The sequence below is a fragment of the Acidobacteriota bacterium genome, from assembly GCA_009861545.1.
Lineage (GTDB): Bacteria > Acidobacteriota > Vicinamibacteria > Vicinamibacterales > UBA8438 > WTFV01.
On sequence record VXME01000076.1, the window covers coordinates 122,431 to 148,067 of the forward strand.

At 70.1% G+C, this 25,637-nt stretch carries 25 protein-coding genes; 8 read left to right on the top strand and 17 right to left on the bottom strand.

Going from position 1 to position 25,637, the window contains the following annotated elements; translation table 11 throughout:
- Window positions 1-19: 19 nt before the first annotated feature.
- The gene (locus F4X11_12720) at window positions 20-349 is read left to right on the top strand and encodes a hypothetical protein (protein ID MYN65874.1); all 330 of its coding nucleotides are present in this window, start codon (window positions 20-22) and stop codon (window positions 347-349) included.
- 103 nt (window positions 350-452) lie between these two features.
- Here the strand turns inward: F4X11_12720 and F4X11_12725 are convergent, their stop codons facing one another.
- Window positions 453-902, bottom strand: a complete 450-nt coding sequence (locus F4X11_12725; GenBank protein ID MYN65875.1) for an FKBP-type peptidyl-prolyl cis-trans isomerase — start codon at window positions 900-902, stop codon at window positions 453-455.
- Window positions 903-933: 31 nt separating this feature from the next.
- On the opposite strand from F4X11_12725, the gene F4X11_12730 reads away from it, so the two are divergent.
- Together F4X11_12730 and F4X11_12735 are read left to right on the top strand one after the other, a co-directional pair.
- Window positions 934-1,371, top strand: coding sequence for an arsenate reductase ArsC (locus F4X11_12730; GenBank protein ID MYN65876.1), 438 nt, complete (start codon window positions 934-936; stop codon window positions 1,369-1,371).
- A 3-nt stretch (window positions 1,372-1,374) separates the two neighbouring features.
- Complete coding sequence (locus tag F4X11_12735; GenBank protein ID MYN65877.1) at window positions 1,375-2,580, top strand: rhomboid family intramembrane serine protease; 1,206 nt, start codon at window positions 1,375-1,377, stop codon at window positions 2,578-2,580.
- A 56-nt stretch (window positions 2,581-2,636) separates the two neighbouring features.
- Here F4X11_12735 and F4X11_12740 read toward each other — a convergent pair whose 3' ends face one another.
- The 3 genes from F4X11_12740 to soxC form a co-directional block, all read right to left on the bottom strand.
- On the bottom strand, window positions 2,637-4,139 hold the full coding sequence (locus F4X11_12740) for a lipase maturation factor family protein (protein MYN65878.1): 1,503 nt from the start codon (window positions 4,137-4,139) through the stop codon (window positions 2,637-2,639).
- A gap of 113 nt (window positions 4,140-4,252) precedes the next feature.
- Window positions 4,253-4,855, bottom strand: coding sequence for a cytochrome c (locus F4X11_12745; GenBank protein MYN65879.1), 603 nt, complete (start codon window positions 4,853-4,855; stop codon window positions 4,253-4,255).
- 14 nt (window positions 4,856-4,869) lie between these two features.
- Window positions 4,870-6,078, bottom strand: a complete 1,209-nt coding sequence (soxC, locus tag F4X11_12750) for a sulfite dehydrogenase (protein MYN65880.1) — start codon at window positions 6,076-6,078, stop codon at window positions 4,870-4,872.
- Window positions 6,079-6,339: 261 nt separating this feature from the next.
- On the opposite strand from soxC, the gene F4X11_12755 reads away from it, so the two are divergent.
- The 4 genes from F4X11_12755 to F4X11_12770 all read left to right on the top strand — a co-directional run bounded on the left by F4X11_12755 (window position 6,340) and on the right by F4X11_12770 (window position 10,829).
- Window positions 6,340-6,870, top strand: coding sequence for a hypothetical protein (locus tag F4X11_12755; protein MYN65881.1), 531 nt, complete (start codon window positions 6,340-6,342; stop codon window positions 6,868-6,870).
- Between the two features lie 102 nt (window positions 6,871-6,972).
- Window positions 6,973-7,632 carry a peptide-methionine (S)-S-oxide reductase MsrA gene (gene msrA, locus F4X11_12760; GenBank protein MYN65882.1) on the top strand — a complete coding sequence of 220 codons (660 nt, stop codon included), beginning with the start codon at window positions 6,973-6,975 and terminating at the stop codon, window positions 7,630-7,632.
- Between the two features lie 20 nt (window positions 7,633-7,652).
- Window positions 7,653-8,426 carry an HAD-IA family hydrolase gene (locus F4X11_12765; GenBank protein ID MYN65883.1) on the top strand — a complete coding sequence of 258 codons (774 nt, stop codon included), beginning with the start codon at window positions 7,653-7,655 and terminating at the stop codon, window positions 8,424-8,426.
- A gap of 3 nt (window positions 8,427-8,429) precedes the next feature.
- Window positions 8,430-10,829, top strand: a complete 2,400-nt coding sequence (locus F4X11_12770) for a glycoside hydrolase family 65 protein (GenBank protein MYN65884.1) — start codon at window positions 8,430-8,432, stop codon at window positions 10,827-10,829.
- A gap of 87 nt (window positions 10,830-10,916) precedes the next feature.
- Here the strand turns inward: F4X11_12770 and F4X11_12775 are convergent, their stop codons facing one another.
- From F4X11_12775 to F4X11_12795, 5 genes are all read right to left on the bottom strand, one after another.
- Window positions 10,917-11,669, bottom strand: a complete 753-nt coding sequence (locus F4X11_12775) for a BON domain-containing protein (GenBank protein ID MYN65885.1) — start codon at window positions 11,667-11,669, stop codon at window positions 10,917-10,919.
- Window positions 11,670-11,820: 151 nt separating this feature from the next.
- Window positions 11,821-12,753, bottom strand: coding sequence for a hypothetical protein (locus F4X11_12780; protein ID MYN65886.1), 933 nt, complete (start codon window positions 12,751-12,753; stop codon window positions 11,821-11,823).
- Between the two features lie 226 nt (window positions 12,754-12,979).
- Window positions 12,980-14,605: a PQQ-dependent dehydrogenase, methanol/ethanol family gene (locus F4X11_12785; GenBank protein ID MYN65887.1), complete on the bottom strand. Its 1,626-nt coding sequence runs from the start codon at window positions 14,603-14,605 to the stop codon at window positions 12,980-12,982.
- 2 nt (window positions 14,606-14,607) lie between these two features.
- A complete protein-coding gene (locus F4X11_12790) occupies window positions 14,608-15,411 on the bottom strand; it encodes a c-type cytochrome (GenBank protein MYN65888.1) in 804 nt (267 codons plus the stop codon).
- A 110-nt stretch (window positions 15,412-15,521) separates the two neighbouring features.
- A complete protein-coding gene (locus tag F4X11_12795; protein MYN65889.1) occupies window positions 15,522-15,767 on the bottom strand; it encodes a YggT family protein in 246 nt (81 codons plus the stop codon).
- Between the two features lie 74 nt (window positions 15,768-15,841).
- On the opposite strand from F4X11_12795, the gene F4X11_12800 reads away from it, so the two are divergent.
- Window positions 15,842-16,342: a histidine phosphatase family protein gene (locus F4X11_12800; GenBank protein ID MYN65890.1), complete on the top strand. Its 501-nt coding sequence runs from the start codon at window positions 15,842-15,844 to the stop codon at window positions 16,340-16,342.
- A 66-nt stretch (window positions 16,343-16,408) separates the two neighbouring features.
- On the opposite strand, the gene F4X11_12805 is transcribed toward F4X11_12800, so the two are convergent.
- The 8 genes from F4X11_12805 to F4X11_12840 all read right to left on the bottom strand — a co-directional run bounded on the left by F4X11_12805 (window position 16,409) and on the right by F4X11_12840 (window position 25,582).
- On the bottom strand, window positions 16,409-17,551 hold the full coding sequence (locus F4X11_12805; protein ID MYN65891.1) for a hypothetical protein: 1,143 nt from the start codon (window positions 17,549-17,551) through the stop codon (window positions 16,409-16,411).
- The gene (locus F4X11_12810) at window positions 17,532-18,899 is read right to left on the bottom strand and encodes an alkaline phosphatase (GenBank protein MYN65892.1); all 1,368 of its coding nucleotides are present in this window, start codon (window positions 18,897-18,899) and stop codon (window positions 17,532-17,534) included. Before F4X11_12810 ends, F4X11_12805 begins: the two co-directional genes overlap by 20 nt.
- A gap of 314 nt (window positions 18,900-19,213) precedes the next feature.
- Window positions 19,214-20,344 (bottom strand): helix-turn-helix transcriptional regulator, encoded by a 1,131-nt coding sequence (locus F4X11_12815; protein ID MYN65893.1) that lies wholly within the window; start codon window positions 20,342-20,344, stop codon window positions 19,214-19,216.
- Between the two features lie 635 nt (window positions 20,345-20,979).
- Window positions 20,980-22,632, bottom strand: a complete 1,653-nt coding sequence (locus F4X11_12820; protein ID MYN65894.1) for a GMC family oxidoreductase — start codon at window positions 22,630-22,632, stop codon at window positions 20,980-20,982.
- Between the two features lie 4 nt (window positions 22,633-22,636).
- On the bottom strand, window positions 22,637-23,320 hold the full coding sequence (locus tag F4X11_12825; protein ID MYN65895.1) for a gluconate 2-dehydrogenase subunit 3 family protein: 684 nt from the start codon (window positions 23,318-23,320) through the stop codon (window positions 22,637-22,639).
- Between the two features lie 154 nt (window positions 23,321-23,474).
- A complete protein-coding gene (locus tag F4X11_12830; GenBank protein ID MYN65896.1) occupies window positions 23,475-24,650 on the bottom strand; it encodes a hypothetical protein in 1,176 nt (391 codons plus the stop codon).
- A gap of 123 nt (window positions 24,651-24,773) precedes the next feature.
- Window positions 24,774-25,166: a type II toxin-antitoxin system VapC family toxin gene (locus F4X11_12835; protein MYN65897.1), complete on the bottom strand. Its 393-nt coding sequence runs from the start codon at window positions 25,164-25,166 to the stop codon at window positions 24,774-24,776.
- Window positions 25,163-25,582 (bottom strand): hypothetical protein, encoded by a 420-nt coding sequence (locus tag F4X11_12840; protein MYN65898.1) that lies wholly within the window; start codon window positions 25,580-25,582, stop codon window positions 25,163-25,165. Before F4X11_12840 ends, F4X11_12835 begins: the two co-directional genes overlap by 4 nt.
- Window positions 25,583-25,637: the final 55 nt, after the last annotated feature.

A 25,637-nucleotide genomic window follows, 5' to 3' on the forward strand; every position in this document is an offset into this window, starting at 1 on the left:
CAGCAGGGAGAGGTTCGCCATGGCGGAGTACACGTACGAGCAACTGAAGCACAAGACGATCGGCGATCTGCGCGAGATTGCCCGCGGCCTGGACCACGAGGCGGTGCAGGGATTCTCGCAGCTCAACAAGGAGCACCTGCTGCCGGGGCTCTGCAAGGCCCTGGGGATCGACACCCACGAGCACCACCACGTGGTGGGCGGGTTCGACAAGAACGGCGCCAAGAAGACGATGCGGGCGCTGAAGGCCGAGAAGCAGTCTGCGTTCGAGGCGGGCGACCGCGCGCGGGTGAAGATGCTGCAGCGGCGCATCCACCGGATCAACCACCAGATCCGGGCCCACGTGCGGTGAGCAGGCCGGGGAGTGAGACCCGCGCCGCATCCGCGCGCACGCGCCGAGGCTGGTCCCGGCCGGGTCCTGCGTCCGGCCTTGGCGTAGATGAGGCTCGGCTCGATTAGCTGATGCCGAGCAGCTCGACCTCGAAGAGCAGGGTCGCGTCGCCGGGGATGGGGCCCTGCCCACTGCTGCCGTAGCCGAGTTCGGGCGGAATGACGATGCGCCGGAGACCGCCGACCCGCATCCCGAGCACCCCCTGGTCCCAGCCGGCGATCACGCCACCGGCCCCCAGCGTGAACTCGAACGGGTCGCGCGACCGACTGGAGTCGAACTCCATGCCCTTGTTCTCGGCGGCGTTCGGGTCGTAGAGCCAGCCGGTGTAGTGCACCGAGAGCGTGTCCCCGTTCATGGCCTCCTGCCCGGTTCCCACGGTCAGGTCTTCGGTGCTGAACGGCACGTCGAGCCCTACGCTGGGGGAAGTGGGCGAGGTGGGGCCGCCGTTGCCGTCATCGCCGCCGCACGCCACGGCAAGCAGCAGCGCCGGAATCAGGAGAACGAATCGCCGCATCATGTATGCCTCCACGTGATAGCGTACAACGATGCCGGGCCTGCTCTTTCTCTGCGTCGCCAACTCCGCGCGCAGCCAGATGGCCGAAGGGCTCGCGCGGGCGCGGTTCGGCGACCGCGTCCGGATTGCCAGCGCCGGGTCGTCGCCTGCCGCGGTCAATCCATTCGCCATCGCCGCGCTCGACGAGGTCGGGATCGACATCAGCGGGCAGCGTTCCAGGAGCGTGGAGACGATCGACCCGGCGTCGGTGGATCTCGTCGTGACGTTGTGCGCCGAGGAGGTCTGCCCGGCGTTCCTGGGGACGGCGCGGCGGTTGCACTGGCCGCTGCCGGACCCCGCCGGCGGGGCCGGGTCCGACGCGGAGAAGCTCGATGGGTTCCGCGCCGTCCGCGACGAGATCGCGCGGCGTCTGGGGGCCCTGGACGAGCTGCTGTCCGACGCGAGGGCCGAAGCGGCCACGGAAGGCTGATCCATGTTCCTGCCGCTCGGCGACGAGCCGAACCCGCGCGGCGTGCCGGTTGTCACCTACACCCTGATCGGCATCAATGTCGCGGTGTTCCTGTTCGTGACGCTGCCGCTGAGCGCCGTCCGCCCCGCCCTGGACGACCCCGCGCTCTTCGAGTACCTGAACGCGATTCGCCCGCAGCTCCCAAGCCGGATGGAGGCGGAGCGGCTGCTCATGCAGGTCTCGGCCTACGATCTCGTCGTCTTCTCCTACGGCTTCCGGCCGGCCGACCCGAGCGCGATCGCGCTGCTGACCTCGTTGTTCCTCCACGGCGGGTTCATGCACCTGGCCGGCAACATGCTCTTCCTCTGGATCTACGGCGACAACGTCGAGCATCGCCTCGGTCCGGCGCGCTACCTGGTGGCGTATCTCGGCACCGGATTCCTGGCCACTCTGTCCCACGCGGTGCTGGACTTCGGATCCGTCCTGCCGATGGTCGGTGCGTCGGGCGCCATCTCCGGCGTGCTCGGGTTCTACTTCATCTGGTTTCCGAGGAACCGGGTGCGGTTGTGGATCATGCTGTTCCCGTTCTTCATGCACGTGATCTACGCGCCCGCGCGGCTGGTGCTGGGGATGTACCTGATCGTCGACAACCTGCTGCCGTTCCTCGTGACGCGGGGCGCCGGCGGCGGCGTGGCCTACGGCGCGCACATCGGCGGCTTTCTCGGCGGCCTGGCCTACGCCTGGTGGAGCGAGCGGCGCGAGGTGCAGCGCCGGCCGCGGGACTTCGAGCCGGATCCGGACCCGGCCGAACCCGCCTTCGACGCGGATCCGTCATCGGTGCGCGGCGTGCGGCAGTTGATCGCCGCCGGCGAGCACGGCCGGGCCGCGGCCGAGTACTTCCGCCTGAGCGCGGCGCGCACGGCGCGGCTGCTGATGCCGGGCGACTCCATCAACTTCGGACGCTGGCTGGCCAACAACGGGCATCCCGACGCGGCGCTGGTGGTCTATCAGCGGCACCTGCGCGACTACCCGCTCGGCCCCTACGCGGCCGAGGCGCATCTGGGGGCAGGTCTGGTGCAGCTCTACGCGCGCGACCAGCCGACCGCCGCGTACCAGCACCTCGTCGCGGTGCTCGACGCCGATCCGCATCCCGATACGGAGGGCTACGCGCGCCGGGCATTGATGGAGATCGCCGCCCGCCAGAAGTTCCGGACGCCCCGCGTGCACTGAACGTCGGCTGCCGCCGGATCGGTGCGGCGCGCGACGGCCGGCCGCGCCGGGCGCGATCACGGCCGGCGGGGAATCGGTTCGGTGAGGTAGCCAATCAGCTCGCGTTTCCACCAGTCTCCGTCCTCCGCCTCCTCCGGCGTCGTGAACCGGTAGCGGTACAGCACGAGACGGACGAAGGCGGGCGGTTCGTCGGGGAACGGATTGTGCTCGAGCAGGCCGAGCGCGGTCGGATCGTTCTCCAGCACGCGATCGACCAGAGCGAACAGCCAGTGGGCCTGCCGTTGCGGGTCGAGCGCCGCAAACCACATCTGCCAGTCGAGGCGCGGCATGTGCGGTTGGACGAAGCCGGGCGCCCGCGCGAGGTCGCCGGCCTTCCAGGGGAACGCGTACTCCGTCCAGGCGACGCCGTCCGCCGATCCTTCCATCACGATCTCCGGCCGGTCGGTCGTCATCACCCGGAATAGGCCGTAGCCGTTGACGGATCGCAGCGGGGCCACGGCGCCGAGCAGCGCATCGGACCAACCCGGCATCGGCGTCGGCCGCCGGATCTCTCGCACGAACGTCAGCGCGCTCAGGACCGCCAGGATCGTGACCGGCACCGCCATGGCCATGCCCCGCGCGCCCGGTCGAGGCGCTCCCCGCTGCGCGTATCCGGCCGGCGCCCGCAACCAGGGCAGCGCGCCCGCGATTACCGCGTCGTCCAGCAGGGAGATGTACAGCGTGACGGTCAGCAGGTTGAAGAAGCCGTAGTTGCCGCTGACCGCGATAAGCACCTGCAGCAGGCAGAGCAGGGCGCAGCCGGCGGTCCGAACGCGCCGGAAGCGGGGCGGGACCAGGATGACGAACGGCACGGCGAGCTCGATGAAGAACATCATCCCGACCGACACGGTCCCGAACCAGTCGGGGGCGTTGTGCGCGTACCAGCTCGCCCACGTGGGGATGGGCTGCGTCTCGTAGTGGTACCGCAGTGCGGTCAGGCCCCACCAGGTCTGGTCGTTGCTCAGCAGCTTGGTGACGCCGGACAGAAAGGTCAGTTTGAACGCGAGCCCCCAGACCAGCCAGCGGGCCGCTGCGCTCTCCGGCCCTCGCGTCTCGATCGGCGGCCACCAGCCCCTTGGCGCGTAGAGCACGGCCAGCAGGCCGGTCTCCAGCAGCAGCAGGTCCCACTGGAAGAACAGGAAGTCCTGTCCGGCGACGGTCAGCGACAGGTACACGGCCCAGAGCGATGGAAATACGGCGATGGGGGCGGCGCCGGCCATCGCGGCGACCGACAGGACGATTCCGAGCCAGCACAGCATCGCGAGCAGCGCGTCGCCCGGCCAGAGCCACAGCAGCGTCGGAAGCTGCACGTAGGCTTCGCGGCCCCACAGGTCGTGCGCCCGTTCGAGATAACCCGCGGCCGGGAGCAGGCCGTCCGATCCGACCAGGCCCGCGAGCTGCGGCGTGAGCGAGGCGAAGGCCACGAAGTAGACGAAGCCGAGCAGGCGGAGGAAGACGCCGCGGGACAGTGTGAAGCGGGGTGGATCGGCGGAGAGCAGGAGATGGCCGCTTACGGGCACGCCACATTCTATGTGGGTAGGCTATAGGCGTGAAAGCGGTACGGATCTGCCACCGGAACATCCTGGCGAACGGCCGGGGCGGCGATCCGACGGCTGACCGCGCCCTGCGCCGGTCAGCGCTCTTGCGGGACGAAGATGTCGCGGGCCGGCATTTCGACCGCCGGCAGCGTCGTGGCGTTCATCGCCTCGTCGGCCGCGATGAGACCGTTCTCTGCGAGGATCCAGGCGACGAGGCCGTAGACTTGGTCGGCCTCCAGCGTACCGGGCGCGTTCGACGGCATCGCGCGGCGGATGTAGTCGAACAGCGTCGTGGCGTAGGGCCAGTAGTTGCCGACCGAGTACGGCACGTCGGGACCGTCGCCGCGCCATTCCTCGTAGCGCGGCCCGAACGGCGGCGTGGTCTCCGGCGTGTATCCGACCAGCCGATCCGCGATGCCGCCCTCGCCGGACTGTCCGTGGCAGACGGCGCACTGTCGCGCGTAGACCGGGGCGCCGCTCGCCGCCGTTCCCTCGCCCTCGGGCAGGCCGGTGCCGTCGGGCATGACGTCGATGTCCCAGGCGGCGATCTCCGCCGCGGTCGCGGCGCGGCCGAAGCCGAACGACTCGGGGATCGACTGCGCACCGTCACCGCCGGCGTTCTGTGCCGCGGCCGGCCCCGCAAGCAGGAAACCGGCGGCGCTCAGCGCCAGCGCGGCGACGACCAGCGATGTCGTCAACGTCCCCTTCTGCGTCACGCGTCCCACGGCGGCTCCTCCCGGTAGTAGACCTGCCCGTTCGGCTGGATGCGCCACGCGGTGATCGGGTTGAGGTGATACCCGCGCGCGCGGCGGCCGCGAACGGCGCGCAGCGCGGCCCGCGTCGGCTGGACGTAGCCGGTGTCGTCGGTGGCCCGGCTCATTATCTCGGTCCCGGAGCCATCCCAGCGCCACAGGTGCCGGAAGCGGGTGTGCGCCTGCCGCAGGACCGGCTCCTGCAGGCTCGCCTCCTGCCAGGTGCGGCCACCGTCGGTGCTGACGTCCACTTTCGCGATGGTGCCCCGCCCCGACCACGCGACGCCGCGGAGCTCGATCCAGCCCGGCTCGACCACGTCCGGCCAGGCCGGCGAGGTGATGATCGAACGGGCGTCGAAGACGAAGCTGAACTGCCGCGCCGTGCCGTCGGCCAGCGGGTCGGTGTACTTCGAGGTCTCCTCGCGCGTCATGAACGGGGCGTCGGCCAGCTCGATGCGGCGCAGCCACTTGACGTTGGAGTTGCCCTCCCAGCCCGGCAGCAGGAGCCGCGCCGGGTAGCCCTGCGACGGCCGCAGCGCCTCGCCGTTCTGCGCGTAGGCGACCATCGCGTCGTCCCAGGCCTTCTCCATGGGGACGCTGCGTGTCATCACCGCGGCGTCCTGTCCCTCGGCCAGGAACCACGTCGCGTCGGGGCTCGCGCCGACCTCGCGGAACAGCGTGGCGAGCGACACGCCGGTCCACTCGGTGGTGGAGGTCATGCCGCAGACCAGCTCCGGCTTCGTTTCCGGTCCGGCGCCCGTGGGATAGTTGCCGGAGCACTCCAGGAAGCAGATGCGCGACGTGGCGGGGAAGCGCTTCAACTCGGCGAGCGTGAGGATCGTCGGCCGCTCGACCAGCCCGTGGATCAGGAGCCGGTAGTCGTCGGGGTCGACCGCCGGCACGCCGCCGTGGTGCCGCTCGAAGTGGAGGTCCGACGGCGTGATCATGCCGTGGAGATCCTGCAGCGGCGTCCGCGACGAGAGGCCGGTGACCCTGCCGCGCGCCAGCGGCTCGTGGGGCGACCGCGCCCCGAGCGCGCTCGCCGGCCCCCCCGGGGACTTCGTGGTGTCCTGCGCGTGGACGCGCTGGCCGACCGGCGCAAGCGTGGCGGCGCCGATGGCGCCCGCCGCGCCGGTCAGGATATCCCTGCGGGTGACTGTTCTCGCCATGGGTCCTCCCTCCGTGAGACGCGCGCGGGGCGCCGATGATCTCCTCCGATTCCGGAAACCGCTGCTCGGCGTGCTTCGAGGAAGATCATCCTGCCGTCCGCGACGACGTCGAATATCCTGTTGGTTGTCTCCGTATACTACCCGTTGCGCGAATCCGCGTGAACCGGCACGTTGCCCCTGTACCGCGAGCGCCTGCTTCGAGCCGCGGGTGCGGGCGGCGTTCGAGCGTGCGCCGGCAATGCACGCGGACGGCGAATCCGCGTGACGGAGGCGGCGAACGGAGTGGCCGAGGTGGCGAGCCGGGGAGCGGCGGGTGGGGAAGTACCGGCCGCGGTGCTGCGCCGGGTGTGCGGGCTGCTCGACGAATGCGCCATTCCCTTCCAGTTGACGGGCGACGTCGCCGCCGCCGCGTACGGCGCCCCGCGCCCGATCCGCAGCGTGGAGTTGTTCATCGCGGCCGAGCACGTGCCCGCGCTGCTGCGGCGGGCGGAGGAGCACGTCGTCGACTATCCCTGGCGTCGGCGCGACGACGCCTGGGACCGCGTCGCCCTGTCGCTGTCCTTCGACGGGGTGACTATCGACGTCTGCATCGCGGAAGCGGCCCGGTTACGGGAGGCGGCGACGGGAGCGTGGCGGGAGGCGGCCATCGACCCCGCGGTGTCCGTGACCGTGAAGGTCCGGGGCGTGGAGGCGCCGGTGATGCCGCGCAGGCAGCTTCTGGATCAGAAGCGCCGGCTCGACCGCGAGGTCGACCGGCAGGATCTCCGGGACCTCGCCCGGGAGGATCCGTGACGCGCGGCAATGCAGTACGATATCCGGCCCCCGTGGGCGTCCGCGCTCCGGGGTTCGCTATGCTGAAAAAGACGTGGGTTCTGCCTGCGTCGAGGAGGAACGATGCTGTTCGCCAATCCAGCCAGTCTGCGTATGCCGACCGCGGCGGAGGCGTTGCCCGGCCGTGACGCGACGCTGCCGGTGCCGGCGGGGCACTTCGTGCACGGCCGCCCGATCGTCCCGCCGTTTCCGGAGGGGACCCGCAAGGCGGTGTTCGGCCTGGGTTGCTTCTGGGGCGCCGAGCGGACGTTCTGGGAGCTCGACGGCGTCTACTCGACCGCCGTCGGCTATGCCGGCGGGTTCACGAAGAACCCGACGTACGAAGAGGTGTGCAGCGGCGGGACGGGCCACTCGGAGGTGGTGCTCGTCGTTTACGACCCGCGCGTCATCGACTTCGAAGGCCTGTTGAAGGTCTTCTGGGAGAGCCACGACCCGACCCAGGGGATGCGGCAGGGCAACGACGTCGGCACGCAGTACCGCTCCGCCATCTTCGTGGACGACGCGCAACAGCAGCGCGCCGCCGATGCCTCGCGCGACGCCTACCAGCCGGGACTGACCGCGGCCGGCTACGGTCCGATCACGACCGAGATCCGCACGGCGCCGCCCTTCTTCCACGCCGAGGAGTACCACCAGCAGTATCTGGCGAAGAACCCCGGCGGCTACTGTGGTCTCGGCGGGACCGGCGTCGCCTGCCCCCGACCGGCGGAAGTCTCGCAAGCCTGAGGGGAGCCGGCTGCGGCCCGATGATCGACTGGACCGCCTACGAGGCGGTGCTCTTCGACCTCGACGGCGTCCTCACCGCCACCGCCCGGCTGCATGCCGCGTCGTGGAAGCGGATGTTCGACGACTATCTGCGCAGTCGGGCAGCCGCGCGCGGCGAGCCGTTCCGGCCGTTCGAGATGCCCGGCGACTATGCGCGGTTCGTCGACGGCAGGCCGCGCTACGACGGCGTCCGGACCTTCCTCGCGTCGCGCGGCATCACCCTGGAAGACGGGGTGCCCGAGGATGCGCCCGGGCTGGAGACGGTCTGTGGTCTCGGCAACCGGAAGAACGCGATGTTCACCGAGCTGCTTGCCGGTGAGGGGGTCGAGGTCTACGAAGGTTCCCTGGCGGTGGTCCGGCACCTGCGCCGCCACGGCGTGCGCTGCGCCGTCGTCTCCTCGAGTCGGAGCTGCGAGGCCATCCTGCGCGCGGCCGCGCTGGCCGACCTGTTCGAGCTGCGGGTCGACGGCCAGGTTGCCGTGCGGCAGGGACTGGCCGGCAAGCCGGCGCCCGACACCTTCGTCTACGCGGCGCGGGTGCTCGGCGTCGCGCGGTCGCGGGCCGTCGTGGTCGAGGACGCGATTGCCGGCGTCGAAGCCGGAAGCGCCGGCGGTTTCGGACTGGTCGTCGCGATCGATCGCAGCGGGGAGGCGGAAGCGCTCTCACGGGCCGGCGCCGACCACGTGGTGACCGACCTGGGCGACACGTTGAAGCACGCGGACGGGGACGCAGCCCGACCCTCGGAGGCCCGCTGAACCATGGGTGACCTTCACCGCCGGCATCCGCCCCAGGACATCTACCCGCGCGAGCCCTGGCGCCTGGTGGAGACGCACTTCGACGAGCGCTACCTGGCCGCCGCCGAGTCGCTGTTCGCCACCGCGAACGGCTATCTGGGGATGCGCGGCACGTGCGACGAGGGGCAGCCGGTGGTGCACAACGGCACCTACGTCAACGGCTTCCACGAGACGTGGCCCATCGTCTACGGCGAGGAGGCCTACGGTTTCGCGAAGCTCGGCCAGACCATCGTCGACGTGCCGGACGCGAAGATCATCCGCCTGTACGTCGACGACGAGCCGTTCTTCCTGCCGACCGCGACGCTGGAGGGTTTCGAGCGGGCGCTCGACTTGCAGGCCGGCACGCTGGATCGGGAGCTCGTCTGGGCGCATTCCTCGGGTCAGCGCGTCTCCATTCGGTCGCGGCGCCTCGTCTCGCTGGAACACCGGCATCTGGCCGCGATCGAGTACGAGGTCACGCTGCTGGCGAGCGACGCACCCGTCGTCATCGTGTCGGAAGTCGTCGACAGCGAACGTTCCGCGCGTCCCAACGGCGACCCGCGCACCCGGCAGTTCGGTTGCGAGGTGCTCGATACGGAGGTGACCCGCACCGCAGAGGCGCGCGTGGTCCGCGGCTACGTCACCAGGTCGAGCGGGATGACGCTGTCCTGCGCCATCGATCACGAGGTGCGGACCGACTGCTCGTTCAACGTGAAGGCATCGGCCGACGAGGCGGCGGGCCGCGTGGTCTATTCCATCGACGGCACGGTAGGTACCCGCATCCGGCTCATCAAGTACATCACCTACCACTCGTCGCGCCGCCGCCAGGTCGAGGAGCTCTGCCAGCGTGCCGAGCGGGTCCTCGATCGGGCGGTGGAGAAGGGGTTTCAGGACCTGCTCGACAGCCAGAAACGCTTTCTCGACGACTTCTGGAACTGCAGCGACGTGGAGGTGCGCGACAACCCGGAGTGGCAGCAGACGATCCGGTTCAACCTGTTTCAAATGTGCCAGGCGACGGCGCGCGCCGAAGGCGTGGGCGTGCCGGCCAAGGGCCTGACCGGGCCCGGATACGAGGGGCACTATTTCTGGGACACCGAGATCTACGTGCTGCCGTTCCTCACGTATACCAAGCCGCGGATCGCGCAGAACCTGCTTCGTCAGCGGCACGCCTTCCTGGACGAGGCCCGCGCACGCGCGCGGGAGGTCAACCAGCGCGGCGCGCTCTTCCCCTGGCGCACCATCAACGGCAACGAGGCCTCCGCGTACTACGCGGCGGGGACGGCGCAGTACCACATCAACGCGGACATCGTGTACGCGCTTCGCAAGTATGTGGACCTCACCGGCGACCGGGAATTCCTCAAGGAGGTCGGCGCGGAGATCCTGGTCGAGACCGCGCGCCTGTGGGTCGACCTCGGCTTCTTCGGCCGCCACGACGGCAAGTTCCGGATCAACGGGGTGACCGGGCCGGACGAGTACAACACCGTCGTCAACAACAACCTGTACACCAACCTGATGGCGCGCGAGAACCTCTGGTACGCCGTGGAGACCATCCGGGCGCTGGCGGAGAGCGATCCGCAACGATTCGGGTCGCTGGTCCGCGACACCGGACTTCGCCAGGAGGAGATCGATGACTGGCGGCAGGCGGCCGACCGGATGTACCTGCCGTACGACGAACGCGACGGCGTGCACCTGCAGGACGACTCCTTCAAGGACAAGCAGGACTGGGACTTCGCCAGCACGCCCGCGGAGAAGTACCCGCTGTTGCTGCACTACCACCCGCTCGTGATCTACCGCTATCGCGTCGTCAAGCAGGCGGACGTCGTGCTGGCGATGTTCCTCCTCGGCCACGAGTTCTCGCACGACCAGAAGCGGCGCAACTTCGTGTACTACGACCGGCTCACGACGCGCGATTCGTCGCTGTCGTGCTCCATCGAGAGCATCATCGCGGCCGAGGTGGGGGAGATGGACAAGGCGTTCAGCTACTCCATCGACGCGGGGCTGATGGACCTGGCGGACGTGGCCGGAAACGTGCAGGACGGATGCCACATCGCGTCGATGGGCGGCTTCTGGATGACGCTCATCTACGGTTTCGCGGGGATGCGCGACACCGACGGCCGCCTCAGCTTCGCGCCCAAGGTGCCGGAGAAGCTCGGCGGCCTGCGTTTCCCGCTGGAGATCCGCGGGCAGCGCCTGGAGGTGGATCTGACCCCGACGTCCGCGACCTACGTGGTGCGGGGGGAGGCCGCGCTGCGCATCGCGCACGAGGACGAGCTGGTCGAACTGGAGCCGGACGTTCCGGTCACCCGCGCGGTCCGCCGACGCCCGCAGGTCGACGGCGAGGCGTCGACCGTGACGGCTTCGTCCGGTGCGGGGACGGTTACGTAGGTCGCCGAACCATCGCAGGCGGTACCGACAACCCGCCTCGGAGCTCGCGCGCCCTCTGCCTGACAGGAGCAGACGTTCCGAAAGGCGCTACCGCACGGTCTGCAACTGGTTGTCGACCCGCAGGACGCCCTGCGTCTGCGCGACGATCCGCTGCATCTCGATGTACTCGATCCGGCTCTGCACGTAGCCGACTAACGTGACGACGCTGTTGTTCACGATGATGTGGAACGGCGGGTTGGTCATCGACACGAGCCGCTCGAAATGCTCGCTTCTCGCGAGCTGGCGACCGATCGCATTCCGCAGCCGGTTGTCCGAGCTGCTGGGAGAGAGCGGGGTGAGGTTCACCTGGACGTCCTGGACGCCGCGCACCTTGGCGATGCGCTCGAACAGCTCGCCCGCCTTGTCGCGTTCCGGCGTCACCTGCCCGAAGATGCGCACGGCCCCGTTGTCGATGCGCCCGTCGATGTAGTCCCAGACCCGGTAGTGCGGATAGCGCTGGATCGCGCGGCTCACGTCCTCGACCAGCTCTTCCTGGTCCTCCTGGACCGGCACCTCGATCTCGCTGACCACGGTGCCGACGCCGCGGATGTCGAAGGTGCGCCGCAACGCCTCGTTCTTGTCCCAGAAGTGGCGCACCCTCCCGGTCAGCGTCACCTCGTCGCCGGCCACCGACACCTCGAGCCGGCGCAGGGCGCGGTCCCCCCGCAATTCGCGCTCGACGGCCTGCTTGATCTGCTCCGGAGACTGGGCGGCGGCGGGGGCCGCGGCGGCGGTCACGCCGACGACGGCGATCGACAACGCGGCGGCGATGCTGGTGAACTGTCTCTGAATCGCGTCCATGCTTGATCTCCTGGGCAGGCGGCCCGTCTCTTCACTTGTACCACACCCGCGGGACCCGCGGTGCGGCCATGCCGCGCGGGGCGGCCGTTGTGCCACGCCGGAGCCTCTCGCGCGGCGTCGAGCGGACCGGCCGGCCTGACGTCAGTTGGGTTCACTGCGGACGCTCGGGCTCCGACCGGGGCACGCGCGCGCGGGCGGTGTAGGTGGCGTGCGCGAGCTGGTCCTGGAAGTACGCGGTCTGCGACGCCCAGGCCACGAGCTGTGCGAACAGGTGGACCACGATACAGAGCTGTCCGCCCACGAACGCCCCGCGCATCGCCGGGCTGACGGCGGCGGAAGCGGCCAGGGACCAGACGGCGAGTGCGGCCGCGGTGAGCACCGCGTTCATCAGCCACAGTCCGGCGACCGCGGCCGGGCGCCGGCGGACGAAACGCAGCGCGGCAAGGAGCGCTCCCACCATGCTCCGGCGATCTTCGACGACCGCGCGGACTCTGGCGTAGTCGAAGAGCAGGCCGACACCGGCCACGCCGGCGCCGAACGTCACCTGCAGCGCGGACCGGAGCGGTCCGGCGTCGGCAGACACGGTCGGCAAGTGCACGGGAGCGCCGGAGGGGTCGTCCAGGAGCCAGGAATACAGCCCGCCGAACAGGATCCAGTACACGGCGCCGGCCAGGGCCGCAAGGCGCGCCAGCGGCCAGAAATGGTGCCGGCACGTGGCGAGGAAAGCCGCCCCTGCCGTCCGCTGCTGGCAGGCCAGCCGGTCGAGAATGCCGCCTGCCAGGAACGTCCAGACGACTACGCCGGCGGCGGCGATTCCGTTGGCCGCTCCGAGCGGCCACCCGGCGTACAGGTCGCCGAGAGTCGAGAGCACGGCCTGAAAGCCGACCAGACCGGGCCCGAAGGTCTGCGGGATGCCGGCGAGCGCTCCGGCCGCCGCGGCAGGTCGGAGGTGCACCGCGCCCGCGCCGCCCGGGACGAGCTGCATCCCCAGCAGGACGGCGAGGGTGACGCCCCAGGCGCCGAGAAGCAGCGCCGGGGCGGCCGCGACGCGCCGGAGACCGCCGATGAAGGCGACGAAAGCCATGACGGGCATCGTATGCGAACGCGCGTCGAGGGGAGGGAATCGGGGAGACTGGATCGGATCGGCGGGGCGGGTTCCGGGAGCCGGACGCGTCTGGCGCGCCCGGCTCCCGGCGGTGTCCGTGTCCGTTTCGCTCTCGCCGGGGCCGGCGCCGTCCGCGGCGGCGCCCGTTCCTGCGTTAGCGTCCTGCTCTTCGTCGTCGTCTGCGCGGATCCCGCGGCGCAGGTCCCTACTCGGCGAGGCCGAACGTGAAGACGACGTTGCCCGCCGCGATCGAGACGTACTGCTCGCCGTCGACCGCGTAGCTGATGGGCGCCGAGTGGACGCGGGCGCCCACCGTCATGTACCAGAGCTCCTCGCCGCTGACCGCGTCGATGGCGAAGAAGTAGCCGTCGACGGTGCCGCCGAAGACGATGTCGCCGGCGGTGGACATCAGTCCCGAGGTGGACCGCGGCGCGATGGGGTACTCCCATTGGACGTCGCCCGTCGCCGGATTGATGGCGCGAACCGCGCTGTGGTAGTTGTCGATCGGCCCGGCGCTCTCGCCGCCGCCCCCGAGGTACTGCTCGCCTTCGACGTACTCCTCCTCGCGGATGAAGAAGATCTGCTCGCCGTCGAACGCGTTGACGTAGAGCAGGCCGGTGCGCGGGCTGAAGGTGGGCGACCACCAGTTGGTGCCGCCGCCGATGGTCGGCGAGACCAGGGTGCCTTCGACCGACGGCTCCATGTTCGGCACGCGGATCGGGCGGCCGTTCTCGTCGAGCCCTTCCGCCCAGGTCTGCAGGGCGTAGGGCTTGCCGACCAGGAACTCGCCGGTCTCGCGGTCGAGCGTGTAGTAGAAGGCGTTGCGGTTGGCCCACAGCATCGCCTTGCGCATCTCGCCCTCGTACAAGATGTCGGCGAGGATCGGCACCTGGATCGCGTCCCAGTCGTGGATGTCGTGCGGCGTGAACTGGAAGTACCACTCCAGGTTGCCGCCGTCGCCGTTCAGGGCGAGCACCGAGTCGGAGTAGAGGTTGTCGCCCAGGCGCACCTCGCCGTTCCAGTCGGGGCCGGGATTGCCGGTGCCCCAGTAGATGAGGTCGAGGTCGGGATCGTAGGCGCCGGTGATCCAGGTCGGCGAGCCGCCGGTCCGCCACGACTCGCCGAGCCAAGTCTGGTTCCCCGGCTCGTCCGGCCCCGGGATGGTGTAGGTGCGCCAGTTGCGCACGCCGCTCGCCGGGTCGTAGGAATCGAGGAAGCCGCGGATGCCGTACTCGCCGCCCGCGATGCCCGTGATCACCTGGTCCTTGACGATGAGCGGCGCCGCCGTCTTGCTGTAGCCGCTCGTGTGCGGGGCGGTCTCGGTGTCCCAGACGACGTTGCCGGTGCGCGCGTCGATGGCGACGATGTGCGCGTCGAGCGTGCTCATGAAGAGCGTCTCGCCCAGGATGGCCACGCCCCGGTTGTTGCGCCCGCAGCAGATGCGCAGATCGTCCGGCAGATCGTGGTTGTAGCGCCAGTACTGGCGGCCGGTGGCGGCGTCGAGGGCCACGACGTTGCTCGGGGCCTCGGTGACGAACATGACCCCGTCGACGACGAGCGGCGTGGTCTCGGCCCGGTCGATTTCCGGGATCTGGTAGGCCCACTTCAACTCGAGATTGCCGACGTTGCGGTTGTGGATCTGGTCGAGGCGGCTATACCGCTTGCTGTCGAGCGTCCCCGAGTACATGAGCCAGTTCTCGGGCTCGTCCGCGGCGTTCAGCAGGCGCTCCCAGGTGACCGGGCGCAACGAGGGTCCCGCGTCTTCCTGGGCCGTCGCCGCCGCCGGCGCCACCAGCGCGATCAAGGCCGATACGGTCGCAAGTCGTTTCATCTTCAGCTCTCCCTGCGCAGCGAGAAGAGGTAGGCGACCAGGTCGTCCATCTCGCTCGCGTTCAGACCCTCGGCAGCCGGCATGGTGGAGGTCTTGATCTGCTCGAGAGAGCGGACCTCGCTCTTCATGAAGCTCCAGAGGTTCTCGTCGTTGTCCATGATGCGGACCGTGAACGTGTCCTCGTTCATCCGCAGCCCTTCGATGGTCGAGCCGTCGGCCCGGTTGATCCGCATCGTCCACCAGCGGGGCGCGACCTCGGCGTCCGGGTCGCTGAGAGAGGTCGTTATCTCGTCGGGGTCGAGCCGGCTGCCGACCGTCGACAGGTCGGGGCCGGTCCGGCCGCCCTCACCGCGGACCATGTGGCAGGTCGAGCAGTTCGCACCGGCGTACACCTGCTCGCCACGCCCCGCATCACCGGGCAGGTCATAGTCGGCGGGATCGAGGTTCAGCGAGTTGATGTAGGAGACGATCTGCCAGACACTCTGATCGGACGCCCGCGGGCTGATGCCGATCATGGCGGTGCCGTCGATCCCGTCGCGGATCACGTCGAACATGCCGGCGTCGCTGCTCACGCGCGAGAACTGGCCGGTCGTCAGGTCCGGGGCCCCGGTCTCGTCGTTGCCGCGGCCGTCGCGACCGTGGCAGCGCCCGCACTGGGCGCGGAACACGCGTTCGCCCATCCGGACGTCGATCAGCGTTTCGTACGGGTTCTCCTGGGCCTCGGCCGGCGCGGCGGGGCCGGCGACGACGACCAGGGCGGCAACGAGCGCGGCCTGGATCAGCCCGACGAAGAATACTCTGCGCATCGTGCTACCTCCGAGGATCAAAAAGTGCAGGAATCATAATCGCTTTCGAGCGCGGTGTCTCGCGCCCGCCGCGCCGGCGGCTCGCCCGTGCGACGCTCCTGGAGCCGCCTTCAGAAGCCGGCCGCCGCCGACAGCAGCATGCCGCGCAGCATCCGGACCGCGAACAGCAGCACGAGCGGCGAAAAGTCCAGCCCGCCCATGTCCGGCAGCACCGAACGGATGGGGCCGAGCAGCGGCTCCGTCATGGCGTGCAGGAAGTTCCCGATGGGGTTGTCCGGCGGAAGCTGCACCCACGAGGCGATTACCGCGCCGAAGACGATGAACGAGTAGACGTCGAGGAGGCCGATGAGCAGCATGACGGTTCAGGGCTGGCCGGGATTCGGAGCTTGCTGAATCCCCCTTCCATCACGGATCATACAAGGCTTACGTGATGAAGACGCTGCTGGTTCTGCGGCATGCCAAGTCGAGCTGGAAGCACCGGGACACGTCCGACCACGACCGGCCGCTGAACAAGCGCGGAAAGCGGGACGCGCCGCGGATGGGGCGCGTCGTGGCGGCGCAGGGGCTGTGCCCGGACGTCATCGTGAGCTCGACCGCGAAGCGCGCGCGCTGGACGGCGGACGAGGTTGCGCAGCATGCCGGCTACGAGGGGACGGTGCAACTGGAGCGCCGCCTCTATCTCGCCAGCCCGGACGAGATCGTCGATGTCGTACGCGCCGTCGCCGGCGCCGCACGGCGCGTGCTGGTCGTGGGGCACAACCCCGGGCTGGAAGACCTGGTGGCGCGTCTGGCGGGACGCCCCGAAACGCTGCCGACCGCCGCTCTGGCCGAGATCCGCCTGTCGATCCGGGCCTGGAAGGATCTGGACACGACCAGCGCCGGCACCCTCGCCGGCGTGTGGCGGCCGCGCGAGCTGCCCGACGACGCCTGATTCCTCCCGCCGGGCCCGTTCGCTCGGGGACGTCGCGCGCCTTGCGGCCGTCGGCTCCGGCTCGTCCTACGGGCGGTCGGACTCTTCTTCCTCGTCCTCTGCCGTGCCGCGCGCGAGCTCGTCGGCCGCGCGCGCTTCTTCCCGTTCGACGGCCAGCTCGTCGTAGAGAGCGGCGAAGCTCCGCTCCGCGAAGGGGCGGCCCGCGACGAGCGGCCAATCGAGGTCCGACGTCTCCAGAAGGCGCAGCGCGTCCTCACCCGCCACGCCGCGGTACAGGAGCTGCATCGCGCGCATTCGCAGCGTCACGAACCGATCGCGGAAGACCTGCACGTCGCGCTTCGTCAGGGCCGGTCCGGCCCCGGGAACCGCGGTCTCGAACTCGAGAGCGAGAATCCCGTCCAGCGTCTCGACCCAGCCGCGGCTGCCGCCCCCCGCCGCGTAGTCGATGAACGGCATCCCCCGGACCACGAGATCGCCGGCGTACAGGACACCCAGATCGGGGAAGAGAACGGCGGTGTCGCTGCCAGTGTGCGCCGGGGCGAAATGGTGCAGCCGGACCTCGGCCCCGCCCAGAAACAGCGACAGTCCGCGGGTGAACGTGAGGTCCGCGGCCTCCGGCCGTTGCGAGGCTGCGGAGCCGTGCGGGAGCGGCACCGGCCGCCCGGGAGCCACGCGCCTCGCGTCCCGCCAGGGCGCGGGCAGGGCCGCGGGCTCGCCGTCGTGCTGGTGGGTCCGGAGCACGTAACGGACCGGCTGGTCGGTTGCGCCGGCGATCGTCGCGGCAATCGTATCGGCCGCGGCGGTCAGCTCTCCCGCGACGACGACACCCTCCGGCGTCACGCGCGCCACCAGGTTGCCGCCGTAGCCGGTCACGACGTAGAGGCCCTCCGCCAGCTCTTCGATGCCCGGCGCGGGTGGGCCGTAGAGCCACGGCGGTTCCGGAGGCCCGACGAACGGCGCGGAGGCGACCGCGCCGGCGGCGTCGACACCGGTCGGTTGCGCCGCCCCATCCGGCGCGGCGACCTCGTCCGCGGGCGGCGGTGACGGCGCCTGCGCCCCCGCGGTGGCCGCCGGCGGCTGGGCGCGAAGCGGAACGTCCGCGCCCGCGGCCAGCAACGCGATGCAGACCGCCTGGGCGAGCCGGTTAGCGGCCGGTGCCCGGAATCTTCCGGCGGGGCGGTTGCGGTGCTCAGATCGCGGTCTTGACATCCTCGTACAGCAGCTCGCCCTGCTCGTCGTAGAAGCGGAAGGCGGCGGTCGGCTGCTCACCCGGCGTCACGATCACGTTCAGGAAGCCGCCGGTCGGCTCGTCGTAGGTGTAGTACTGCATCACGAGCGCGTCCGGGTCGTTCGAGTCGGGATCGCCCGGCGGCCGGCCGACGCGCGAGTTGGCGTCGACCAGCGCCCCGGTCGAGAACTCCTCGAAGCCGGTCGGGTCGAGCGAGTGGTACTGCCAGTGGCGGTCGCCGGTCACGATGTAGAAGTTCTTCTCGAGGAAGCCGTTGTCGATCAGCCAGGCGAACAGCTCGTCCCGCTCGTGGCGGAAGCCGCCCGGATTCGAGTGGTTGTCGCGCTTGACCGGGTCGTGGTTCTCGGCCGCGCGGCCGGCCTGGTCGGCGTCGTCGGGACCTACCATCGGCGTCGGCGAGATCAGGATCTTGAACGTCGCGTCGCTCTCCAGCAGGGTCTGCTTGAACCAGGCGAGTTGCTCCTCGCCCCACAGCGTCTTGCCGGGGCCCGGCTCCATCATGTTCGGGCTGCGGAATTCACGCCCCTCGGTGAGCCAGATCTGCAGGTCCCGGCTGACGCGGTGCGTGCGGTAGGGCAACGGATCGGGGTCGTCGGGATCGGCCACCGGCACCTGCTCCAGGAAGATGCGCCGGCCGAGATCGGGCAGCGGCGCCGCGTCGCTCGTGTTGTCGCAGTCGTTGTAGCGGTAGTCGTGGTCGTCCTTCTCCCAGTAGGTGGGCGTGTGGGTGAAGAAGTCGATGAAGCGCTGCTTCGAGAGCTGCTGGTGCCACTTCCGGCGCATGGTGGGCGCGGTGTCGGCCCGCCCCTCGTACGGCGTGTCGTAGTAGACGTTGTCGCCGGTCGCGACGAAGAAATCCGGATCGAGGGCGAGCATCGACGCCAGCCCCGGGAACCCGAACTCCTTGTCGGGCCCGGTGTAGGCGCGGTTCGGATTGTCGTAGAAGTGGTAGTAGTTCATGCCGGTGACGACCGTGAAGCTCGTCCGCGCTTCGGCGTCCGCCCCCGGGTGGGTGGCGAACGACCGCGTGGCCCCGCTCTCGGTGTGCTCGGCGTCGGGGCCGTAGACCACGCGGTACACGTAGTCGGTGCCCGGCGAGAGCCCGTCGATCTTCGCCTTGACGATGTGATCGCCGTCCGCGGTGGCGGTGAGCCAGTCGGTGGTGAGCGGATCGGCGAAATCCTGGCCGGTCGCCACCTCGAAGCGCGCGACCCCGTCCACGCCCGGCAGATCGCCGTCCACCCACCCGGCCTTCGAGGTCAGGCGCGTCTGGAGGATCACCGACGTGGCGGTCACCTCGCCGGCGATCTCGCCCTGACCGTTGGTCATCGTGATCTCGACCGGCTCGGGGCCGGCGCAGGCGGCGAGGGCCGCCGCGGCGAGCAGTGCGAAACCTGGATGGCGCCAGTTCGTCATGTGTCTCTCCTGGTCCTGCAGTCCTTCACCTGCCCCGCCGCGGCCGGCGGCGGACAAGGGGGTGGCCCCGAGAGGCATGATACCGGAGACCCGAGTGGACCGCTTCGGAATGGCCGGAAGAGGCGCCGGCGTTCGTCGGCGAGGTCGGTCCCTCCCGAACCGGTTTCCCCGGAGATTCCCGGCGACGACCGGCAAGGGCGCCCGCGCTACCTGGCGAGCGACAACACCAGCCGCACCAGGTCCGCCTGCCGCGAGATGGACTGCTTCCGGTAGATCTGCTTCAGGTGCCGATAGACGGCGCCTTCCGTGCGCCCCGTCGCCCTGGCCATCTCGCGCACGCTCTTGCCCTCCGCCAGCCACACCGCCACCTGGGTTTCTCCCGGCGTCAGCTCCAGGGTCGCGGCCACCACCTCCGGGTGGATGCGATGGCGGCGACCCGGCTCGGCGATCAGAATCAGGGCCGCCACGTACCGCGCGCCGTAGTCGGGCTGCGGGGCGGCCACGGGCTTGACGTGCACGATGAACGGCGGCAACACGGACGAGCGGCGGAGCAGCATCGACCCGCTGAGCGCGGGTGCGTTGGACGCCGGGAGGGCTTCGCCCAACAGCCGCTCGAGACGAACCTGGTCGGCGGGCGCGCGAGCCCGCAGCGTGCCTTCCCGGTCCGACAACCCGTCGCCGTTCCGCAGGATGTCGCGGGCGCGGTCGTTGACCTCCAGGATCCGCCCGCGCCGGTCCAGATGAAGGACGCCTACCCGCGAGTTGTCGAGCAGATCGGTCGCGGTCGCGGACCGCGCGTCGGCGCGCATCAACGCCTGGCGGACGCAGACGAACTGCCGGATGTGGGGCGCCAGCCCCGTGACCATCGCGACTCGCGAAGCCCCCCAGCCATCCGAGTCGACAGGGTCTCCCAGGTTCCAGGCGAAGCGGGAACCGTCCGGACCGTGGAGCCGCACTCTCAAGCCGTCCTGGCAGGCGCCCCGTGGCAGCGCCTCGTTGTAGGCGGGCGAGCTCTTCAACTCCTCGGCCGTGTACAGGTCCCTCGCGTGGGCCAGACCCTCGTCGGGCAGTTGCCGGAATCGCGGCACGCCCTCATCGATGGCGAAATAGTGCTCGAGGTACTCGCGCTCCAGGTCTTCGCGGCGCTGCCCCCGGCTGTAGATCCCGACGAAGAGGCCCCGGCGGTCGTCCTCCGGGCCCTCTGCCACGAAGAGGTCATTGCCCCCGACGCCGCACGCCTCGTCGATCAGGGCCGAGGCGGCGGGCCAGCGGGCATCGTCGAGCATGGCGTCGTAGATCGCCGCGAGGGTGCGCTCGAATGCGTCTCGGCCGCTCATGACGGTTCCCGCCTCCCGACCCGACAGCGCGGGACGAACGAAGCCCTCGCCCTGCGCCAGGCAGGCGCCCGTTTCTTGTACAGCATCGAGTTCTTCCTGGAAATACCAATTCTGGTATCCGCCGGTGCAAGGCTCCCTCTATCGGTCCCGCATTGGATGGCCTTACATCAGCATATTGCAGGAATTAGTACCGTCCAGAGGTTTCCATACCGCGCAGGAAGCCGAACTCGATCTCGAACGCGTTGAATTCACAGGAGGCGCAGCCGCTCACGACCGGCGGCGAGTCGCCGGCGGCGAGCTCGCGAACGTCGGCGCAGACATCAGGCGGGGAACGGACGCATCGGACATCCGGGTGCGGAATCCTCTCGGTCGACAGCGACGGAATGCGCCGCCTCTACGGATCCTTTTCGCAATTGCCGCTCGTCTTTGTCAAGGTTGCCTGTTCGGCATTCAGACCGTCAGCGGTACCAATTCTGGCCGCATGGCGATGTAATGCCGCGCACCCATGGGATACAAGGGCGGGACCTTACGTCGTTGGATAACCAGAATTGGCATTTTCGGGTCTTCGGGAATTCGTGTGGGTAGGTGAAGAAGAGATGGCAGGTAGGCGACGACGGCGTCGATGGCGGACGTCCTTACAGCCGCGTGGACCGCAGCTCCTCGGCCAGGTAGTCCGCGGCCCGCCAGGCGAGAGCGAGAATCGTCAGCGTCGGGTTCTTCTCCGACGCGGTGGTGAACGACGAGCCGTCGACGACGAAGACGTTGTCGACCTCGTGCATCCGGTTGAAGCGGTTCAGCACCGAGCGGGCCGGATCTGCGCCCATGCGGACGGTGCCGTGCTCGTGGATGGCCGCGCCGGGCGGATCGTGCTCGTCGGGGCTCGCGGGGACCATCTCTGCCCCGGCGGTGTGCAGAATCTCGTCGGCCACCCGGTGCATGTGGCGCACCATCCTCATCTCGTTGTCGCCGAACCGGACGTCGATGTGCATCAGCGGCACGCCGTAGCGGTCGGTGCGGTCCGCATCGACGGTCACGCGGTTGTCGGGCCGCGGCAGCATCTCGCCGTAGGGATGAAGCGAGGCCAGGGCGGGGTAGCGCTCCTTGACCCGCCGCTTGAAGCCGGCCCCGAACTCCAGCCCGGGCAGCCGCTCGGCGACGTTGACGCCGGTGGTCTGGCAGCCGTTCATCCACATCTGGATGCCGAAGCCGCGCAGGTAGTCGAGCCCGGCGAGCCGGTGGTTGAAGCGCGGGATGTAGGTGTGGCCGCCGCCGATGCCGTCGTCGTTGGTGTAGCCGCGGCCGAAGAGCTGCGGGAGGAAGCCGTGGCGGTGGAAGCGGACCTGCTCGCAGTAGTTGCGGCCGAGCTGGTCGTTGCCGTTGCCGAGCCCGTTCGGGTGACGCGGCGACGTCGAGTTGAGCAGGATGCGGGTGGAGTCCATCGCCGAGGCGGCGACCACGACCGTGCGCGCCCGGACGTGGCGCTCGGCGCCGCTGCGGCGCTCGAAGTACTGCACGCCCGAGGCTCGGCCCTCGGCGTCGGTCGTCACCTGCGCCGCGACCGCGCCGGAGACGATCTCCAGCCGCCCGGTCTCGATGGCGGGCAGCAGGAGATAGTCGGTGGCGTTGAAGTAGGAGGCGGTCCGGCAGCCGGCGCCGCACGCGCCGCAGTAGTGGCAGGCGCTGCGTCCGTTGTGCGGCCGGGTCAGGACGGCGCGGCGAATGGGCACGCTCGGGATGCCGAGGCGCTCGGCCGCGCGGGTCAGGATCACCTCCGTGCAGCGGGGCCGGACCGGCGGCAGGTGGTAGCGGCTGCCGGGCAGAGAATCCGAGTCGTCGTCGCCGCCGGTGACGCCGATGAGCTGCTCCACCCGGTCGTAGTACGGCGCGATGTCCGCGTAGCGGATCGGCCACGGGATGTCCCAGCCGTCGCGTTCGGGGCCGGCGAAGTCGAGGTCGGCCATCCGCAGACTGACGCGGCCCCAGACATTCGTCTTTCCGCCCCAACCCCAGGTGCGGTAGAGGTTGAACGGCCGGCCTTCCGGCGTCAGATACGGCTGCTCGCGCGTGTCGAGCCGGAACTGCTGCGGCCGGTCGCCCTGCTGCAGCCGGCGGTCCGCCTCGAACGGCAGCACGTGCGCCCACGACAGGCTGCGGTCGAACTTCCAGCCGGCGTCGAGCATCAGCACGCGCACGCCGTGCTCGACCAGGGTGTGTGCCGCCATCGCGCCGGACGCGCCGCTGCCGATGACGACGACGTCGTGCGCCGCGCCGCGCTGCAGGACTTCCATGACGCTACCGGCCGCCCGCGGGCGGGTTGTCCGGGTTGACCGGATTGTCCGGCTCCCACGACAAGTGCTCGTCGTGGGTGCAGCCCTCGAATGCGGTCAGGTAGCGGTTGCCGTCGTAGCCGAGCTCGGCGCGCATGCCGATCTCCGAGCGGTAGTAGCCGTGGATGGTGAGCCGCCGCGTCCGGCGGAAGAACTCCACCGCAGCCGCTTCCTCGACGGGCGGCTCGGCGGCCAGCCGTTCCAGCAGCGCGGTCTGTTCCGCGCTCGTTGCCGCGATGAAGGGGTGACCGTAGAGCCCGGTGCTGCGGCGGTCGAGCCAGACGAGGCCGTTGCGCATGACGGCGGGAAGCGACGCGTCGCTGTCGTCGCCGTCGACGTTCTCCGCCGCGCGGCTGACCATCCAGTCGATGTACTGGTGCACGTTGGCCGCCCGCGCGCCCGGCGTGTCGGTTTCGGGAATGATCAGCTCGGCGAGCGTCTCGATGGCGGCGTTCTCGTCCGCCGTGAAGAAGCGGGGCCGCCAGGGCCTGCCGTCCTGCTGCGGCGGGACTAGCGGATGGAGCATCCACGCGCCCTCGGCGACGGCTGGTGCGACGGTCGCCGCGCCCAGGATCTTCAACGCGTGACGCCGCGGGACGGCTGGCGCTTTCGACATGTGCGACTCCGATTCTTCGCTGGAGTGAGGCATCCTCTGCTCGCAGGCGACCGTCCCGATCCCGGCCGCCGCTCCTCACGCAGACGGTATCACGGGGCAAGCCGTGCCGGCCGCCGGGCAGGATCGGCGCGACTCGGGCCGAGGCTTCCCAGCAGACGCGGCCGAGGCTCGGCGGCGAGGTGCCCGGTCACCGCACCAGTTGCCCGTCGCGCACCCAGACCTCGTCACCCACCGTCACCGTTGTGTCGGTGAAGAAGTTCCAGCGGACGTAGCCGCCGGTCACCGTCCCGCCCAGCTCGGAGTTGTCGCCCAGCGACAGGCGCACGATGCCCGCGCCGTAGCCGTAGTAGGGGATCCAGGGGTTGCGCTCGGGCACGGCGAGCAGCGGGTTGAAGCCCAGCGCGAACTCGCGGAACGCGCGCGCCTCCTCGGGGACGCCGGCCAGCTCGGCCTCCGCTGCCTCCTGGCCCGACTCGGCTGTCATGCCGGCGACCCGGCCGTTCTCGATGCGCACTGCGAGGCCGTTGACCGGGCGGCCGTCCCACTGCGACGGCGGAAAGACGATGACGCCGTTGACGCTCTCCTCGATGGGCGCCACGCGGACGGCCCCCGACGGCAGCTCGATTTCGCGGTCGATCAGGATCACCCCCCGGTCTGTCCGTTCCTTCGCGGCGTTGCCGTCGCCGAAGTGCACCGGCCGATCGCCGATGCGGAAGCGGATGTCGGTGCCGCGCGGTGAGGTGACGCGCACCTCGGCCCCGCGCATCGCGTTGACGAAGCGTTGCTGAACCGCAGCGAGCCCGGCGTAGTCGGTCTCGAGCAGCGCGCGCTGGTAGGTGGCGTCGATGACCGCCTGGCCCGGCAGCGGCTGTCCGGGGAGCGGGAACGCGCTGCCGTTCTGGGTCCAGTGGAAGTGGATGGTGCGGCCGATGCCCTCGTGCAGCAGGTCCTGCAACGCCGCGTAGACGGCGTGGTCGGGCCGTGCGCCGGGCAGCATGATCGCCCCGTCGAAGTCGCGCAGCATCTCGCGGTACACGGCGCGCGCCGCGTCGTTGTTGCGCGCCAGCAGGTCGGCGTCCCAGCCGGTCGGGTACGGCTCCTCGATGACGTCGATCACCCCGAGGTCGATGGCCCCGGCCCGCATCAGCGCGTAGCGCAGCGGCGGGATCAGCTCGTCGAACTGCCCGGGACGCGCGACCAGCAGGATCTTCTCGCCGGGTTCGGGCGCGAGCCGCGTCACGAGCTGCTCGGCCATGGCCTCCCAGTCCATGGTCAGGCGCGGCTGGGCGTGCAACGGGACCGCGCACAGGAGTACGGCAGCGAGGGCGAGGCCGGCGGCGGCGGTTCTTGCCATGGTCTGCATGATCAGACTCCGGAGCGGTATCTGTGCTCTCCAACGACGCGGCCATCAGCAGCCGAGGGTCAGGTTGCAATGTTACAGACACCGGCAGGCTCGCGAAGAAACCGGGTGATCCGACGAATCGGGCTACGCGAGCTCGACCCGGGCGCGATGTCCGCCGACCGAAGCCAGCCCCGAGTCACGCGTCAGCAGCGGCGCGTCGAGCCTCTCGGCGAGCGCCAGATACGCGGCGTCGCAGGCCGTCAGGTTGTGCCGAAGCTGCCAGATCCGTTCCAGCAGCGGCTGATGGGGATGTCGCTCGATGGACATCGCGGCAAGGTCCGCGAGCGCGTTCCCGCCGTGGCGTTCGTCGATGTCTCCATGGGCGGCGCAGCGTCTCAGGGCGTGGGCGACCTCGACATCCATCAGGTGCGGAGCGTGCAGCGGGTCATCACCTTCGACGAGGCGCTCTTCCAACTCGGCGCCTGCATCGGAGCGGAGCAGCACCTCGATCACGACGGACGCGTCGACGACGATCATCGGCTGTCTCGGCCCTCACGGACGATGTCCGCAGCCGGCACGCTGAGATTGACGCGAGGGCGTGACTGCAATCGCTCCCGGAATTGTCTGCGCGCGAGAATGTCCAGCACGTAGCCTGACACGGAGAGACGCTCGCGGGCGGCTCGTTCTTTCAGGGCCCGGTAGAGTTCTTCCGGGACGCGCCGCAGGAGGATCGTCCGCTCCGTTGCGGGGCTTCCGGAATCGCCCCACGCCGGCGTTCCGCCGCCCTCCCGCGCACGGTCCGGCCTGCCTGGCCCGTCGCTATCGGACTCCCGCAGGTAAGCCTGTAGCGCCAGGCGCACGACGTCGGACGGTCGCCGCGCGTCGCGCTTCGCCCGCTCGGCCACGGCGGCGTTCAGCTCATGCGGCAGTCTGACGCTCAACTGGTCGCGCACTGGCTTTCTTCCCCTGGCCCATTGTAATGCAATGTCATGCAACAGGAGCGCCCGC